General features: G+C 35.1%; 15 protein-coding genes. 5 read left to right on the forward strand and 10 right to left on the reverse strand.

The features are described 5' to 3' along the window. The first annotated feature begins 19 nt into the window (after window positions 1-19). On the forward strand, window positions 20-1,174 hold the full coding sequence (locus tag A3EM_RS0109870) for a n-acyl-d-glucosamine 2-epimerase (protein WP_020528038.1): 1,155 nt from the start codon (window positions 20-22) through the stop codon (window positions 1,172-1,174). A gap of 668 nt (window positions 1,175-1,842) precedes the next feature. Here the strand turns inward: A3EM_RS0109870 and A3EM_RS0109875 are convergent. Then, complete coding sequence (locus A3EM_RS0109875; protein ID WP_020528039.1) at window positions 1,843-2,268, reverse strand: tetratricopeptide repeat protein; 426 nt, start codon at window positions 2,266-2,268, stop codon at window positions 1,843-1,845. Beyond that, window positions 2,265-2,507, reverse strand: a complete 243-nt coding sequence (locus A3EM_RS0109880) for a hypothetical protein (RefSeq protein WP_020528040.1) — start codon at window positions 2,505-2,507, stop codon at window positions 2,265-2,267. The genes A3EM_RS0109875 and A3EM_RS0109880 overlap by 4 nt, the downstream gene beginning before the upstream one ends. A gap of 524 nt (window positions 2,508-3,031) precedes the next feature. Here A3EM_RS0109880 and A3EM_RS0109885 point away from each other — a divergent pair. Then, window positions 3,032-4,474 (forward strand): sulfatase-like hydrolase/transferase, encoded by a 1,443-nt coding sequence (locus A3EM_RS0109885; RefSeq protein WP_157637807.1) that lies wholly within the window; start codon window positions 3,032-3,034, stop codon window positions 4,472-4,474. A 58-nt stretch (window positions 4,475-4,532) separates the two neighbouring features. On the opposite strand, the gene A3EM_RS0109890 is transcribed toward A3EM_RS0109885, so the two are convergent. From A3EM_RS0109890 to A3EM_RS0109915, 6 genes are all read right to left on the reverse strand, one after another. Further along, on the reverse strand, window positions 4,533-5,684 hold the full coding sequence (locus tag A3EM_RS0109890) for an FAD-dependent oxidoreductase (protein WP_020528042.1): 1,152 nt from the start codon (window positions 5,682-5,684) through the stop codon (window positions 4,533-4,535). Window positions 5,685-6,128: 444 nt separating this feature from the next. After that, window positions 6,129-7,406 carry a hypothetical protein gene (locus A3EM_RS0109895; RefSeq protein ID WP_020528043.1) on the reverse strand — a complete coding sequence of 426 codons (1,278 nt, stop codon included), beginning with the start codon at window positions 7,404-7,406 and terminating at the stop codon, window positions 6,129-6,131. 102 nt (window positions 7,407-7,508) lie between these two features. After that, window positions 7,509-8,147: a hypothetical protein gene (locus A3EM_RS0109900; protein WP_020528044.1), complete on the reverse strand. Its 639-nt coding sequence runs from the start codon at window positions 8,145-8,147 to the stop codon at window positions 7,509-7,511. A 198-nt stretch (window positions 8,148-8,345) separates the two neighbouring features. Beyond that, the gene (locus A3EM_RS0109905; RefSeq protein WP_020528045.1) at window positions 8,346-8,681 is read right to left on the reverse strand and encodes a hypothetical protein; all 336 of its coding nucleotides are present in this window, start codon (window positions 8,679-8,681) and stop codon (window positions 8,346-8,348) included. A 192-nt stretch (window positions 8,682-8,873) separates the two neighbouring features. Next, window positions 8,874-9,260, reverse strand: coding sequence for a hypothetical protein (locus A3EM_RS0109910; protein ID WP_020528046.1), 387 nt, complete (start codon window positions 9,258-9,260; stop codon window positions 8,874-8,876). A 223-nt stretch (window positions 9,261-9,483) separates the two neighbouring features. Further along, window positions 9,484-9,855, reverse strand: coding sequence for a hypothetical protein (locus A3EM_RS0109915; RefSeq protein ID WP_020528047.1), 372 nt, complete (start codon window positions 9,853-9,855; stop codon window positions 9,484-9,486). Between the two features lie 564 nt (window positions 9,856-10,419). On the opposite strand from A3EM_RS0109915, the gene A3EM_RS0109925 reads away from it, so the two are divergent. Continuing rightward, window positions 10,420-12,027 carry a hypothetical protein gene (locus A3EM_RS0109925; protein ID WP_020528049.1) on the forward strand — a complete coding sequence of 536 codons (1,608 nt, stop codon included), beginning with the start codon at window positions 10,420-10,422 and terminating at the stop codon, window positions 12,025-12,027. 211 nt (window positions 12,028-12,238) lie between these two features. Here the strand turns inward: A3EM_RS0109925 and A3EM_RS0109930 are convergent, their stop codons facing one another. Both A3EM_RS0109930 and A3EM_RS0109935 read right to left on the reverse strand, forming a co-directional pair. After that, window positions 12,239-12,895, reverse strand: a complete 657-nt coding sequence (locus A3EM_RS0109930; protein ID WP_020528050.1) for a potassium channel family protein — start codon at window positions 12,893-12,895, stop codon at window positions 12,239-12,241. Between the two features lie 21 nt (window positions 12,896-12,916). Continuing rightward, the gene (locus A3EM_RS0109935; RefSeq protein ID WP_020528051.1) at window positions 12,917-13,675 is read right to left on the reverse strand and encodes a sulfite exporter TauE/SafE family protein; all 759 of its coding nucleotides are present in this window, start codon (window positions 13,673-13,675) and stop codon (window positions 12,917-12,919) included. 124 nt (window positions 13,676-13,799) lie between these two features. On the opposite strand from A3EM_RS0109935, the gene A3EM_RS0109940 reads away from it, so the two are divergent. Both A3EM_RS0109940 and A3EM_RS41995 read left to right on the forward strand, forming a co-directional pair. Continuing rightward, the gene (locus A3EM_RS0109940; RefSeq protein ID WP_169513343.1) at window positions 13,800-14,933 is read left to right on the forward strand and encodes a phospholipase D-like domain-containing protein; all 1,134 of its coding nucleotides are present in this window, start codon (window positions 13,800-13,802) and stop codon (window positions 14,931-14,933) included. A gap of 289 nt (window positions 14,934-15,222) precedes the next feature. Then, complete coding sequence (locus A3EM_RS41995) at window positions 15,223-16,140, forward strand: peptidyl-alpha-hydroxyglycine alpha-amidating lyase family protein (RefSeq protein WP_020528054.1); 918 nt, start codon at window positions 15,223-15,225, stop codon at window positions 16,138-16,140. Window positions 16,141-16,197 lie beyond the last annotated feature (57 nt).

Genomic DNA, 16,197 nt, shown 5'->3' on the forward strand with positions numbered 1-16,197 from the left:
CCTTTCATAGAAATTATATATGAACTCTTTAAATAAATACGCAAAGCTATACAAAACCAGCCTATTGCAGGATATCATACCTTTTTGGGGAAAATATTCCGTTGATCGAAAATTCGGTGGGTATATGACCTGTCTGGACCAAAAAGGTGAAATATTTGATACCGATAAATTTGTCTGGCTCCAAGGGCGTCAGGTATGGACCTTTTCCATGCTTTACAATAGAGTTGAAAAAAAAGAAGAATGGTTGGAAACAGCAAGAATAGGAGCTGAGTTTCTAAAAAAATATGCTTTAGATTCGAATGGAAATTTTTACTTTTCTTTAGACAGAAAAGGTATCCCACTAATTCAATCCTATAATATTTTTTCTGATTGCTTTGCTGCTATGGCATTTAATCAATATGCCTTGGCTTCAGGTGATCAAGAATATTTAGATTTAGGAGTGAAAATTTTTAATAATATTCTTAAAAGAAAAAATAATCCTAAAGGTAAATATGAAAAAAGTACTGGTAACCGACCAATGAAAAACTTTGCACTTCCTATGATCCTGTCAAATCTGGTTTTGGAACTGAAAGACTCTCTTTCGTCTTCTCTTGTGCATCAAACTCTCAATGATTGTATAGAATTAGTGATGAATACTTTTCTTGATAAAAAAGATGGGCTTATATATGAAAATATAACCCCTGAAGGTCTCCACTTAGATACATTTGAGGGTAGGCTGATTAATCCCGGTCATGGAATTGAGGCAATGTGGTTTATCATGGATATTGCTGAACAACAAGGCAATCAGGCATTGATTGAAAGAGCGGTATCTACTACAATTCATTTGATTGATTATGGCTGGGATAAAGAATATGGTGGTATTTTTTACTTTTTAGATGCTAAAGGAAAACCTCCATTACAATTGGAATGGGACCAAAAGCTTTGGTGGGTACATCTTGAAACCTTAGTGGCTCTTTCAAAGGCTTTTAGATTAACCAAAAGTTTTGAGGTAGTAAACTGGTTTGAAAAAGTTCATCATTACAGTTGGGCCCATTTTCCAGATCCAGAATTCGGTGAATGGTATGGCTATCTTAACCGAGAAGGAAAACCACTATTATCCCTGAAAGGAGGAAAATGGAAAGGCTGCTTTCATGTTCCCAGGGCTATGTATCAGTGTTGGAGAAATTTAAGATAACTAGGACCAACCTAAAAAATTTACTCATTGACTAATGTGCATAATCTGGTAAATAGCCTGGTTTTTGAATAATGTAAACAACTTATTGTACCTTGTATTTAGCTTTTTGAGAAAGTCCTTAGGATAATTGGTACTAAAAAGTCCTTGCTGTAATCTGGCTGGGAAGTAAAAAGTCTAAATCTAGAGGATTGATGATTTATCTGGAAGCGCCTTTGGTGACCCCGAATGGAATAATTTATTTATGCAGCACGATTCAAAATAAACAATAAACCCTAATTAAATTAAGTTTTAGCTTTTTTGGGAGAACTCCCAGATCGCTTCCTTTTTCTTAAAACAAAGACATATTTTTCAAAATTCCAGTACTTATAATTGATCAATTATTGCCGTAGATTATCCGGGTAGTGATTATTTGCCATTTTCGTAAGGGTTTTTGGAAATTGGGAAGGAGAAGTAGAAAGGACTTTTGTGTCACAAATGTCAATTTAACTGCTAATACCCAATGCTTCAAAACCCAATATTGCAGTATCATTTCCTAAAGTAAACTACAGTGAAATTTCCGGCTTAAATTCAACAAAGCAAACCAAATAAAATTCTTTATTTCATTCTTTTTGCTCTTAATCCCTTATCTTGCTCCATCACAACTTTTAGCCAAATTACCCTACTAAATTTTATCTAGGGTCTAAGCTTTTGCCCTTATCCTTCCAAAATTTAGCTTCATCATGTTTTTCTAAATCCGTTAAGACATTTGAAAGGTTATAATAAATAAAATATATATGAGGATGATTTGGATCTATTTCAATAGCTATCTTATGATATTTTTCTGTTTTAATAAGCTCACTATTTTTATAATATAAATTGGCTAAGTTAGCATAAAAAGCACTTTCACATGGGTATATTTCTATTGCCTGAAGAGAGGTAGTGATAGCATCTTTAATATTACCACCATCCTTTAGTTTATCGATTTTTTTTGCTATTTCTTCTATCACTAAATATTCTTCAGTACCATAATCGATAAATTTCCCTTCACAATCTATTTTTGTCTTGTTGCAACTGTAAAGAGCTATGATTGCAATAGAAATTAATATTGTTTTCATAGATTTTCTTTTTCTGGGTTTGCTATTTTTCTTTTCTCTCCTGTTGATCTTATTTCAATGTCTAATGAATCCATATACTTTGCTCCACCATGATGTGGAATATTCCATGTTGTATCATTATTCGAATCATTATTGTATCTATCTTTAGAATGTCCTCTTTCTTCTCTTGTTGTTGTTCCTGTTAACTTTTTTAGCCATTCAGCAGCATCAAAATTATAACCAAGCTTATAATCAAACATAAAACTTATGTGGGGTAATCCTAAAACTCACTAACTACCGCATATGGAGGATAAAAAATGCTGCAATATTCTCCATAAAAACCTCCCTAATTTCCTTTCAAAGCCTATTATATTCAAATATGCTGCGTACTTTCCAAAATATGCTGCATAATATGCCGCATGTTATTTTTATAAATTACTGATTTATAATATTTTATCCTTCACCTAAAAATCCACTATCATGCGCTGCGTGATACCATCTTGCTTACAATTTCCCCTCCCCTACTTCCACTTCCTAATTGTAACCAACTTGGAGTTACAAATTTAATTAATGATCCCATGGAGACAGTTGGAATTTCTCTTACCTTAGGGCTTGAATTCACAGATACTTCCAAAAAAGTAAGACTATCATTTTAAAAACATTCGTTTCTTAATTTTTTCTATGGAAATTTTCCGAAAAGGGCCATCCTGGCAACTACTCTAATTTAAAAAAGAACTGTATCTTTAAAGTTTTCAAAATATACAATATACCAGTTCTTCTTTTCATGATGAGATCACTTTTCCTGTTTATCACGGTGTTGGTTTGGGGCTGTCAGCCACAAAAACATGAAACTTCTATCCCTCCAAATATTATTTTTATTCTGGCTGATGACCTGGGTTATAATGATATTTCGACTTATCGCAGGTTGAATCAAAACCCCGCAGAAAAACCTCCGACTTGCCAAACCCCAAATATTGATCAATTGGCCAGGGAAGGACTGCAATTTTCAAACTTTTACTGTGGAGCTGCAGTTTGTTCTCCTTCAAGGGCAGCATTAATAACTGGCAGAAATGCCGCAAGAGTCGGAATTTACAATTGGATTCCTGAAAACTCCCCAATGCACCTGAGAAATGAAGAAGTTACCATTGCAGAAATGCTGAAACAAAAGGACTACCAGACCGGTCATTTTGGAAAATGGCATCTCACTTCCGAAGGTACTGAACAGCCTCTACCCCAGAATCAGGGTTTTGATTATGCTTTTTATACTTTCAATAATGCCCAACCTTCCCATCATAATCCGGTAAATTTTCATAGAAATGGTGAGCGTGTGGGAGAATTAGAAGGATATTCCTGTCAACTGGTAGTAGATGAAGCCATTACCTGGCTTACTGATCATCAAGAAAAGCCTTTTTATATGAATATCTGGTTTAATGAACCACATGAAAAAGTGGCTGCCCCTGATAGTTTAAGCCAAAAACATGCTTACAAACAGCAATATTATGGTGCCATTGAAAATCTTGATCTGGCTGTAGGAAAATTAATGAACTATCTTAAAGCCAATAATCTGGATAAAAATACAATTATTATATTTTCTTCTGATAATGGTTCTCAGGTGTGGGGTTCCAATGCCCCATTCAGAGGGGAAAAGTGTTTTAATTTTGAAGGAGGTTTAAGAGTCCCCTTTATTGTAAAAGGAACAGGCATTCCCAAAGCAAATATGCCAGTTGGCACAGTAGGCAGTTTTGTCGATATTTTGCCTACAATAGCCAAAATCACACAGACTAACTTACCCGAAAACAAAGTATTTGACGGAGAAGATTTATCAGAAGTTTTTTACCGCCCTCAAAAAGCTTTCAAACGGGAAAAACCAGTATTTTTTTATCGATATTTTCATGAACCTGTTTCAATGTTGCGCGAGGAAAACTGGGTTTTATTGGGCTTTGAGGAAAAAATCCCCTACCAACCCCATTATAATCCAAAAACATTCGCCAAACTTAAACCAGAACCAGGAGCCCCTGCATGGTCAATGTGGGGATTTCAAGAGCTACATATGGATTACCTGAATAATCAAAAGACTCAGTATTTTGAGTTGTACGACATGGAAGCTGATGCCGAACAAAAACAGGACGTTTCCAATAAGCATCCAGAAATTGTTGAAAAAATGAAAACAAAAATGATTCATCTACAGGAAGAGATGATTGCAGAAGGAGGAAACTGGTTTAATTAATTTAATAAAAAAAACTTAATTTTAGCAGGAAAGTTATTCCTTTCCTGCTAAAAATAGCTTATCCGATTTTCATTCCATTAATCACTTCAGAAAGCGCATTGACTACCTTTTCAGTTTGTGCTTTGGAAGGAGTGGTATCCCAACTGCCTTTTATCGTATTTCCACCCAATACAATCCCATCTTTTCTAGGGATAGCATAACCTCCTGGCGTAGTCAATCTGTAATTAAAGTTGTCCTGCGGAATCAAAAATGACAATTGCCCGGCAATAGGCATTAAATTCTCATCCTTGAAAATAGCTTTGGCTCCCAATCCTGTACAATTGATGATGCAATTTTCGGCCAGTTGATCAACATCCTCAGTAGATTCGAATGATTTGATCTCCAGTTTTCCTCCAAATCTGAAAAAATCATTCATCATTTTTTGTAAATAACCGGGAATATTGAAAACCATGGTTGTACTCCAGGTTACATGTTCAAATTGAAATGGATGTTGATCTCCTGTTAGCACTACTTTTTTGGGCAAAAGGCCATCAACATGCAATTCACTACTATGGCCTCCCTTTCTTGGTGCTCCAGTATCTACAAAATAATCATCCACCCACTTTACCTCATCATTTAAGCCCAACAGATTCTGGTAGGATTTAAAAGAGAAAAGACAGGCTTTTTTCCAGGTAGTCTTAAAGCTTTCTGTCATGTATTCATCCTCAATTACGGAATACGAAGGTGACCAGGTCCCCGTGGCTTTACTGGAAGTGATATTAGGGGGTAAATCTTTGGTGTAAATCGTTACCTTTTTCCCCGCCAGTTGTAATAATCTGGCAGATGTAAGGCCAATTACTCCGCAACCCATTACTGCATAAGAGTCAGCTCCTGTAGCTATTGCCTTTTCTACCGCCATGTTTGAAGTTCCCCAGGATAATGACCAGCCACTTCCCCCATGGCCATAGTTATGCACAATAGTTTTATTTCCTAATTCTTCGCTTTCTAACCGGAAACCATTCTTTCGAAACGGTCTCAGTCCGACAGTTTCCTTAATTACCCGGTCTGTGCTAATTCTCAGCTTAGCCAGACCTGGCTTTGCGATGACCTGTGAATTATATTTTGTTGAAGCACAGGAAGTAAGGCCTGTTGCCAGACCAAAACCAAGCAGGCTGGCACCTACCATAAATTTCCTTCTTTCTTTTTGAAGTTTGTTGAATCCTTTTGTCATGAGCTTATTTTAAAAATGTTGAAAAAATTTCCCTTGTTAAGCACCCTTGCTCCAAAGCAGGTACTATGATTTAGAGAGATAATAATTTAAGGAAGTCAGTGCAAGTATTAAGTTATTGTTTACTTACCCGGGTAGAAGCTTTTAAATTCTTCAGTCCAAATTCAAATAGAAATGGGTGTTGTAAGTACGAAAAGGTTGGTAATAAAAAAGGAAAGTAGGTTCGTATAATCCGAAATGATGGAATAAAACTAATTAAAAAATTAAATAATCGGAAGACCTGAATTCGAAGATTTTAAATTTAATATTTCAGGTTTTTAGGGATTGCAGAGAATGGTACCAAAAATATTCATTTTTCTGGATGACCCTGCTTAGGTTGGGGATTTACTAATTTGAAATTTAGGTTTACCGCAAACTTTTAAAATCAGAATAATTTTTTAGGAGAAATTAAAAATCAAATCTTTGTTGCATTCCGGGCATTTCCCCGTGGATATTAATGGCAATCAACGCCAGGATGGAAAAGAATATCAGCAGACCTAAAAAATTAATCAGCCATTTGGATGGTTTTATTACCCGTGGGGAAAAAACTGGAGATAGTTTCGGAAGTATTATCATGATAATCAGATAATTAACAAGATACAGGTATTGCTCAATTCTGTAAGTACTGATTAATGCACCCGTTATTAATAAACTTAATATTAAATAAATGGCAAAATGGCTCATGAAAAATCCTTTTACCTCCATCCTTGAAAAATTAGTGTTGACTGGTTTAAGAATAAAATACTTTACCAACACAATTCCAAACTGGAAAATGATGATTACAAGCACCAATAATTGAACAAGACTAGCGGCAAAGTCAGGATTACCCTCCACTAAATCAGTATAATTTTTCTGCAAACGTTCCAACTCAAAGGATTGATCCCAGACTACAAATGGAATAAAAAAAACCACTAAAATTAAGGGGATCAGGTAACTGTTTTTTTGTTGAATAGTGTCAGATTCTTCCCACTGAGCCGTAAAAGTACCGTAGGCCATTCCCATTCCACCGAAAAATCCCAGGGAATATTCCATTACGTTCCAGAAATTGAAAGCGATTCCGGATGTACTTCCCAACACCATTAGGAAGTTTCCAAAGGCAAAACCAAAACCACCACCTAAACCCGAAAAAACGGCAACCCTTAAAGCATTTTGGTGTTTATGCTGAATGAGGTACCAGACTAGATAAAAAGCCATTCCTAAACAAACTGCCCATACTTCTGATCTTGGAGGTGTCATCAGCCATTCCCATTCTATAATGAGGAAAAAATAACAAATAATCCCGCCAACTGTCATGCCGATCAATAAGTTGGACCAACTGACCTTACTTTTGGAAGAGTCAGTTAGTGTCAATCCGAATAAACCTCCTCCCAAAAAACCATATAACCCTCCAATCACAAACAACATCAATAAGCCATAGTACACATTTCCAAAATCAATCCCCCTTCCATAACCTACAACCCTACCATAGCTCATTATTCCTCCTATCCCCCACCCTATTGCAGCCGCTAAAGTGGCTTTAAACAATTTATCATACCAATCTTCCCTTTTTGCTACGAGCAAAATACAAATGGCACCAATTGCTCCGGCCCAGGCAGCCCCTTGTTCATGTCCGAATTGCCCCCTGATGGCCCATGCCGTTCCGAGAGTCATGCCTACTACCAAAAGATTGAGGAATTGTCCTTTCATTCCAATTTGTTTATCAGTTATTGATGGCGAATATCAAAAAAATGGCTTTGTTTGTTCTTTAATAAATACCCAACAATTGAAAAAATGGACTATGGAAATTTGTTATCTTTGAAATTCAGAAAGAATTTGTCCTTTCCAGAAGATTTCTTTTAGAGGATCGAGGTGGTTATGAAAAGTAAAGTCAATCACCGCCTTAAATATTCCCTTTTCCCAGAGATGTTTATCAATCCGAATAAAGCCTTTCTTGAAATTGAAAACCTGTTCTTCTGTAGCGGTAATACTGTTTAAAACAATAATGGGTGTACATTTATCTCCCTCTATTTGTAGTCTGAGGAAACAATGGGTGGCAGCATTTTTTTCAGTTTCCCATATCATTGTTGATGCAGGAGATTCAGTTAAATGAATAAAATTTGTTCCAAAAAACTCATAACACCAGGCTTCAGATTGAATGGAATATGTGAAGTGTGTTGTATCCAGAATTTGATAGAAAACCTCTAAATTTTCCTTTGGAATCTTTCCATTTTCTAATTTAAGTTGATCAAGTCCTTCCGGACAAAGCCCATCACAACTTAATTGCCCAAACTGGTTCTTATAAACACCTTCAGGATAACTCCAATTGTTGACAAAGGAAAAGTCTCCGGGCAGATTTTCCCGCCATTCAATTGTTATGGATTCTGGTTGTGCCACCACAACCGGAAGCACTAAAACTGAAATTATTATTAAAAATCCTGATTGTAACATTTTACATTTGGCCTAAAAGATAGTTACAGAAAAGCATAGGGAAATCCACCATAGGGTCTGTATTTTGGTGACCCAGCGTCCTATTTAGCATTTTACTAAGATGCAGGGTTTTTCAAAAATAAAATCTTCCCAGAACATTTTGAATTTTAGAATTAATTCAGGCAATCTGTTATAATCCGAAAAAACCTAATCACATTTTTAACTCCTGGACATCCAAAAAACATAAGCCAAAATGGAAAGGTAAAATAGCATAAATATACCATTCCCAATTATTCCAACTAATTGGAGTTTAGATTTTTCTTTTTTAATGATACTAACTACCCCTAATCCTACTCCGATAATAGAACAAATCATACTTCCAAATACACCCAGTTCAGTTAATATTCTGGGCATGAATATCTTATTTAAGCTAAGAAAGTTAGGTAAAAGGCCTACGACAAATAAACACAAGGTGGCCAGAAAAAAATAGCTTGAAACCTTCCCTTTACTTCCCTGCGGTTTTTCCAGGTTTTGATCGTCTAAAATGTTTTCCAATAAATCTAAAACTTTTTATTCTCTAAAACTGGCTTAAGTATTAGCAAAGTGACTACTTAAGCCTTAAATATTAAATAGAAGTTTGTAACTTCCATGATGCTAAACCAGTTTCAAACTGGTTCTTATTTTAAGAATTTAAGTTTAAAAACTTAAACCAGGTGGATTTCATTCATAAAATTCAATATTTTCTATTCATTCACTTTTTAAGGCTTTGCCTGCAAAATGTCCCAGTACTAATGAAGGAATAAGAGGATAAAGTAAAATGATGTAATGATCCATAAAATCAGGTTTGATCAGGTATAAAACAAAATAGGGAAAGTAATACCCAAATAGTAAGCCTGTAAAACCTACAATTATAATTTTTCCATTATTGCGAATCCAAATTCTTAGAAAAGGAGCAATAATACTTGCCACAATCATTGATCCTATTATCTGAAAAAATGGGAATTTGGCTATTGAAAATTCAAGGGCAAATCCTTGACCATTAATTCCAAAAAACTGCTGAAAACTAAAAGCCATCATTACCGCCCCAATTAAGGAAACCAATAACTGATAAAATATATATAGCAGTATTTGCATTTTAGATTGATAATTTCTTTAAGAGTAAACAAATCAATTACATATGTATTTCCCTTAAATGACCGTTTTTAATTTCCTTCGTTCAAATCAGGTTAAAAACTAAATTTTATTTGAAGTTTTAACAATTCCATTGCGGGTATTAAACTTTAATCAAGTGAGAGAAAAGGGTTATTAGGAGTTGGTACTTGGTAAAACCAGATGCAGATTGTACCACACATTTAATTTATTGAATATATGATTCGAATACATCAAAAAAAGTAATTCCTATAATTACGAAGAACAATAAAACAATTGCTCCATTACCCATTAATCCTACATATTTAATCTTGCCGGGTTCCTTTTTATCGAATGCATGAATGGAATATACAAAACCAATAAATCCAAGTACAATTCCAGTCAGGTAACATATTGAAAAAGCAAAAAACTTCCAGTTCCAAATATAAATGTCTGATGAAATGGTTATAAAGTTTAGTCTTCCTAAGAGACCTATAATTAAAGGCAAAGACATTAAAAAAATAGCAATAAAAAACAGCTTTACGGAGATTTTTCCTCTCCTTTTATCTTTATCTTCTTCTAAATCTAAAATTTCATTCATAGTAATTTTAAAAACTATTCAACAGAATAAACAGGAAGGAAAATAAAAATACAAAGTTTCCGAAAAATCCAGCAAATTTTAGTTTTGTTTTTTCTTTTTTTATAAAACTTAATAGGGCTGTGATTAGCCCTGAAACGTTACACAATATACTCCCGAAAAAAGCTGTGCCCACTGGCAGGTTATCAAACAAATTCACATTTCCTTCTGTGCTCACTTTGTATAGTACAAAACTGAATAGCAATACACTCAGGATGAAAAAGGCTAATGATAGCATTCCTAATTTTCCTTTTGAAGATTTTGTTGAAGTCTGATCCATGTTCATTTTTGTACGCTTAAAATACTAAAACTAATCATCAGTATCCATTTTGGCACAATAGAAAAGGAAATATGCCACAAATAATTGGTACATTTAAATAAGACCTAAGCCTATTTTTATAAAAAAAGCATGTTTCCTGATTTTACAGCTTATTATATGCTATAATTATTATGCGGAAAAAACCTAACGCTTTGCTTAGTTTTGTCTTTAAGATAGCCTTATTAACTAAACTACTCTAATATTTGAAAATGAAAAAACTTTACTTCCCCCTAATCATTTTTACCGTATTTTTATTTTCCTGTGAAAAGAAATCATTTTCACCTGCACTGAAAGAATCACTTTCCAAAGATGCGAAACTGGCTAATCAGGGTTTTCAAAAAAGTTTGAAGTTTGTCCATGCGTGGCTCAAAGAAACTGATCCTGAAACAGGCCTAATTCCCAGAAACCTCCAAAAAAACAAAAATATCTGGAATGCGAAAGATGCAGCGGCAGATAATTATCCCTTCATGGTATTGACATCTGCTTTTACCAGCCAGGAATTATTTAATGGGAAAATGATGGACATTTTGGAAAAAGAAACCGAAATAACTTCCAGAATTGGCGCACTTCCCGATACTTACAATTTCGAAAAAAATGGGTTCGATCAGGAAGAATTGGATACTTTCGCCATTTTGTTTGGAAGCTCTGAATATGTGAAAGATGGCTTATTGCCACTCACTGAATGGCTGGGAACCAGCCCCTGGTCGGAGAGAATGATTAATATTCTGGATGAATTTCAAATTCAGGCAGAAGTGGTGCAAAGAGGATCAGATGGTGAATCTTTTGGGGATGGTTTGCCGGAAATCAATGGAGAATTGCTACAAATTCTTTCCAGAATCTACTGGATGACGGGAAAAGAAAAATATTTAAACTGGGCAGAAAAAATTGCTGACTATTACTTACTCGGAGAAAATCATCCTACTAAAAATTTTGAAAGGCTCAGGCTGAGAGATCATGGATGTGAGTTAATTTCAGGACTTTGTGAAATATACGCTACTATGCACTTTGCCCGTCCAGAAAAAAAGGACATTTACAAGGAACCACTTTATACTATGCTGGATGATATCCTGGCTAAAGGTAGAAATGAAGATGGTTTATTTTATAATGCAATTAATCCACAAACTGGAGAAGTGCTATGGGATGGGGTGGCAGATACCTGGGGCTATACCCTAAATGGATTTTATACAATTTATCTGCTTGATAAAAAAGAAGCTTATAAAGATGCTGTGCTTAAAGTTTTTGCACATTTGGATAATTACAAAAATTTTGATTGGGAACATGGCAGTAGTGATGGCTATGCCGATGCCATAGAAAGTGCCCTCAATTTATACAATCGGATTCCCGATGAAAGTGTGGCCAGCTGGATAGACAGTGAAACCCAGATTATGTGGGGCAAACAACAGCCATCAGGAATTATTGAAGGCTGGCATGGAGATGGTAATTTTGCCAGAACTACGATTATGTATTGTTTGTGGAAATCAAAAGGATTAGCGGTTCAACCCTGGAATGAAGGCGTTAACCTTGCTGCCCAACAATCCGGGGATTCCCTTTATGTACAAATATCTTCAGATATCAATTGGGAGGGGAAAGTTTTGTTCGATACCCCAAGACATAAAAATAATATGAAAATGCCGATGGACTGGCCAAGAATCAATCAATTTCCCGAATGGTTTGTAGTAGAAGAAAATGCCAAATATCAAATCACCAATTTATCCAATAACACTTCGGAACAATTATTAGGCGGACTTAAAGATAATGCTATTAAGGTTATCCTTAAGGCTGGAGAAACTCAGCAACTTGTAGTGACGAAATTATAAATGCATAAAAAGTAGTAATTCAAAATTAACCGTTTATTATTTTGCCATAAAAGACTGATAGAGAGATTACTATTTCTCGGAAATAATAGTTCCCGGTGTGGAGCACCCGGTGTGGAGCACGGGTGCTTAAATTCTTCCCGGATACCTTAAGTATTCAAAATAGAACAACATTTTCATTCTAAAGTACCATTGTTTTTTGAAGGGTTAGTTTTCATTTTTCCAAATCAACATCGCGATTACTGGTATATTTTCCTACAAGCATTGCCATTATTATCGCCACATAAATCTGACCTGTGACACTGGTGAGGGTAGAAAATGACCTGGCAAAGGGAGAAACCGGCAGGATATCCCCATAACCAAGGGTAGATAAAGTGACGAAACCAAAGTAAAAACAATCGCCCAGGGTTGGCTCTCCTTTTGGAAAGTTAAATGCCCCTGGATCTAATACTGAAACAGTAGCTATAAAAATAGAAAATACCATTCCCAACATCAAATACCCATTTATTGATTCTACTATTACAGTACCTGTCACTTTTTTACTCTGCGCAATTTGCAGAATGTAATTGAAAACCATAAAGGAGAAAAACAAAATATTTACTGCTTTGGATAAAATTTCCAGCTCATTCAGGTTATAAATCACAGCTATCCACTCGGTAACCACTGCTGTAAATGCCAGCCACTTAATTTTCGTGGCATTTTTAAACATGGAAAAAGCCGACACCACAAAAATTAGGGAAAAAATGATATTAAATAGCAAGGCCTGGTGTTCGATGACAATTACAGGAATGATAAAGACGATGGTAAAGACAAAGCCCAGCATTATATAATTCCCAAAAAATTTAATCTTATGCTTAGTAATTTTTGACATATTTAATTGTATTTGTAAATGCTAGAAAAATATCGTTTTAATAATAGTGGCAATTATCATAATTATCAAAAGATACTTTACCCATTTTTCCGCATTTTTATTTTTGCTGGCAAACCTTCCTGCACAATAAGCACCAACCACCTGCCCAACGGTAAGTAAAATTGCAGGAATCCAGATCACTTTCCCCTGATAAATCATGTAAGCCAATGTGGGAATGGTATATAATAAAATAATAAAAAGCTTGAATGCATTGGCCTTTATCAAATCCATTTCCGAAAAAATAGACAAGGCGACTAAAACGAAAATGCCGATCCCAACCTGTATAAAACCACCGTAGAGGCCTATCAGGAAAAAAATGATACTGTCTCTGAATAAATTTCCTGAGGAAAGATTTATGCCTTTTGCCAATAACCGCCTTTTTGGATCTGTAAGGACCACAAATAACAAAAATACCATTACCACCCCAATAATTTTATCCAACAAACCAGAAGAAACTTCCACTGCAAGAATAGCACCCACCAAGGCACCAAACAGAGTTGCGAATAAAAATCTTTTTTTGCTGCCTTTCAGGGAGAACTGGTCATACTTTATAAAAGTGGCCATTCCAACGAGATTTTGAAATAGCACCCCTACCCTATTCGTACAATTGGCAATATTGGAAGGAATACCTAATAAAAGCAGGGCTGCCAGTGTAAATACCGTTCCACTGCCAGCCAGGGTATTTACAATTCCTGCAGCAAATCCGGCAAAAAATAACAGTAAGGGAATGTACCAATCCAATGAATTTTTTAGCTTTAAGTTTCAGATTGAAGTTGTAAGGTGTTTTAAATAGGCTATTAACAATCAAAAAAATAACTTTAAACAACTTCTCTAAAGGACATCATGCTTAAAAGTAATGATTAAAATGAAATTCAATACCTATAAAGTTTTCCTTTTTGCTTTCCTGTTCTGCATTTCTATTCCAATGTATGGCCAGAAAGCAAATCATTCACTTGATTTTTCACTTCCACTAATCACCTTTACCGATCCACAGAAAATTCATGAAGAGGAAAATGATAAAACTGTTTTTAAACATATTGAAAAACTCATTAATGCGGTCCCGGAAGGAGCGTCCATCCATTTATCTGTTTTCAAATTAAGTTCTAAAAGAATAAAAGAAGCCTTACTCGAAGCTCAAAAAAGAGGGGTAAAAGTTCACATTATTGTGGATTATGGAGAAACGAGTCATGAAGACAACAAAGATCTTTATGAATATTTTAATAGAAAACTGACCCGCTTTTATCAGTTTGATAACAATATTTCAGGAAAGGCAATTATTCATAACAAGTTTATAATCTGCTCCATGGTAAACGGAAAAAATGGCCCTGTGAGCAATGTGGTTTTGCAAACTTCTTCCAATTTTGCTAAAGTAAGTGATGAAAGACTTCAGGATTTGATCATTTTTGAGGATGCCGCTATCTACGAAGGTTATCTCACTTATTGGAAAATAATGGAAAAACTGGGGAAGGCTAATAAGCTGAATGAATTTAATTATTTTACAGTGCATAATCCGGCAAAAACGATTTATGCCGGGTTCTTTCCCAAACGGAAAAATGGTAAAAAATATGGAAAAGATCATGTGATCAATATGCTGGATTTAATTGAAAATCCTTCCGAAGCTGATATCAAAATTGCAGTTTCGAAATGGGATGAAAAAAGGGATGATGTAATCGATAAACTTAATGAACTTAGTGATCAGGGAGCCAAGATCGATATTATCACCAGCAAGGAAAACGATGATGAAACCAAGGAACTCATCAAGGGAATTAGTGATAATATTGAATTACTCGGGAAAAAAACAGCAAAGATGCATACCCGATATTTCCTGATAAAATTTAGGGAAAAAGGAGAAATGAAGTATTACGTCCTCACAGGTTCCCAGAACCTGACCAAACGTTCGCTAAGAAAAAACTTTGAGGTAATGCTTGTGATAAACTCTGAAGAAGCCTATCAGAAATACCTGGAAAACTTTGAAGCTATAAAAAATTTAAAATTGTAAATAGGACCCATTCCATGGGAAAAATATTGATTGCTGTAGATGAAAGTTTACAGGTCATGCAGGCTTCTAAAAGCAGATTTCGACTGACAATAGGAATTAATTCTTTACATGGAAATTCAGAAATGCCTATTGACTCATATTCAATATAAATTTCTGGTGGTTTAGGGTCAATTAATTGGAAATTATTAATTTTAGGATTCACTAATTAAATTTTTTTGATTATCATCACCTTATTTTTGGTGACAATCAGTGGAACTTAATTGTTTCTGATTTTTTAATAAACAAACTCATGAAAAAATTTCTGGTACCTTTCGTCTTTATTTTTTCCTTAAGCTTCCTCCATGCACAGGATTTAAAATTAAAATCAGTACCCGATTTTTTTAAAAACCCTGTGGATGGAAATTTCCTTTCAGTTACAGGAGTGGCCACTAATTCAAAGGGACACATCTTTGTATTTAATAAAGGGACTTATCAGTTAATGGAATTTGATACCAAGGGAAATTATATAAGATCGATTGGTAAGGGATTGTTCATGGCGCCACATGGACTGAGAATTGATAAGGATGATAATATCTGGACCACAGATTTGGATGCCCACACTGTTCTGAAATTTGATCCTGAAGGAAAACTACAAATGGTTTTGGGAAATTATGGAACAAGTGGACAATATGATAGCACCCGACATATGGTTTTATTTTTTAAACCAGCAGATATAGCTTTTGGCAGTAATGATGATTTGTATATTGCCGATGGATATGGGAATTCAAGAATAGTCCAGTTGGATAAAAACGGAAAGTTTATCAGGGCTTGGGGTGAATTTGGAGAAAAATCAGGCCAGTTTAATAATCCACATAATATTGTAATTGATTCTAAAGGAGATATTTTTGTGGCAGATCGTCACAACAGCCGAATCCAGGTGTTTTCGAAGGAAGGAAATTTTAAATCCAGCTGGAACAGCGATGTAGTTGGAAAACCCTGGGGGCTTACCATTACACCAAATGACGAAATTTATATGTCGGATGGTGATGCAGAACGCGTATTAAAATTGGATACCAAGGGAAATGTTTTGGCTACTTTTAATAAAGGCCCTGGAAATGAACAGGGACAGTTTCGAGCTGCTCATGGTATTGCAGTAGGCAAAAACAATGATTTATATGTTACAGAAGTATTGAATTGGAGGGTACAAAAGTTTATCATTGAGGAATAATTTAGTGATCGAAGTATTAGTACGACTAACACCCATTTTTGAGGCATATAATTAGAT

This window comes from Flexithrix dorotheae DSM 6795 (genome assembly GCF_000379765.1).
In the GTDB taxonomy this organism is placed as follows: Bacteria; Bacteroidota; Bacteroidia; order Cytophagales; family Flammeovirgaceae; genus Flexithrix; species Flexithrix dorotheae.

What these genes read in the sequence shown, in the direction of transcription:
- A3EM_RS0109880 (WP_020528040.1), bottom strand. Translation starts at nt 2,507, where the DNA reads ATGTTTGATTATAAGCTTGGTTATAATTTTGATGCTGCTGAATGGCTA.
- A3EM_RS0109895 (WP_020528043.1), bottom strand. Translation starts at nt 7,406, where the DNA reads ATGAAAGGACAATTCCTCAATCTTTTGGTAGTAGGCATGACTCTCGGA.
- A3EM_RS0109875 (WP_020528039.1), bottom strand. Translation starts at nt 2,268, where the DNA reads ATGAAAACAATATTAATTTCTATTGCAATCATAGCTCTTTACAGTTGC.
- A3EM_RS0109910 (WP_020528046.1), bottom strand. Translation starts at nt 9,260, where the DNA reads ATGCAAATACTGCTATATATATTTTATCAGTTATTGGTTTCCTTAATT.
- A3EM_RS0109930 (WP_020528050.1), bottom strand. Translation starts at nt 12,895, where the DNA reads ATGTCAAAAATTACTAAGCATAAGATTAAATTTTTTGGGAATTATATA.
- A3EM_RS0109900 (WP_020528044.1), bottom strand. Translation starts at nt 8,147, where the DNA reads ATGTTACAATCAGGATTTTTAATAATAATTTCAGTTTTAGTGCTTCCG.
- A3EM_RS0109885 (WP_157637807.1), top strand. Translation starts at nt 3,032, where the DNA reads ATGATGAGATCACTTTTCCTGTTTATCACGGTGTTGGTTTGGGGCTGT.
- A3EM_RS41995 (WP_020528054.1), top strand. Translation starts at nt 15,223, where the DNA reads ATGAAAAAATTTCTGGTACCTTTCGTCTTTATTTTTTCCTTAAGCTTC.
- A3EM_RS0109890 (WP_020528042.1), bottom strand. Translation starts at nt 5,684, where the DNA reads ATGACAAAAGGATTCAACAAACTTCAAAAAGAAAGAAGGAAATTTATG.
- A3EM_RS0109925 (WP_020528049.1), top strand. Translation starts at nt 10,420, where the DNA reads ATGAAAAAACTTTACTTCCCCCTAATCATTTTTACCGTATTTTTATTT.
- A3EM_RS0109940 (WP_169513343.1), top strand. Translation starts at nt 13,800, where the DNA reads ATGAAATTCAATACCTATAAAGTTTTCCTTTTTGCTTTCCTGTTCTGC.
- A3EM_RS0109915 (WP_020528047.1), bottom strand. Translation starts at nt 9,855, where the DNA reads ATGAATGAAATTTTAGATTTAGAAGAAGATAAAGATAAAAGGAGAGGA.
- A3EM_RS0109870 (WP_020528038.1), top strand. Translation starts at nt 20, where the DNA reads ATGAACTCTTTAAATAAATACGCAAAGCTATACAAAACCAGCCTATTG.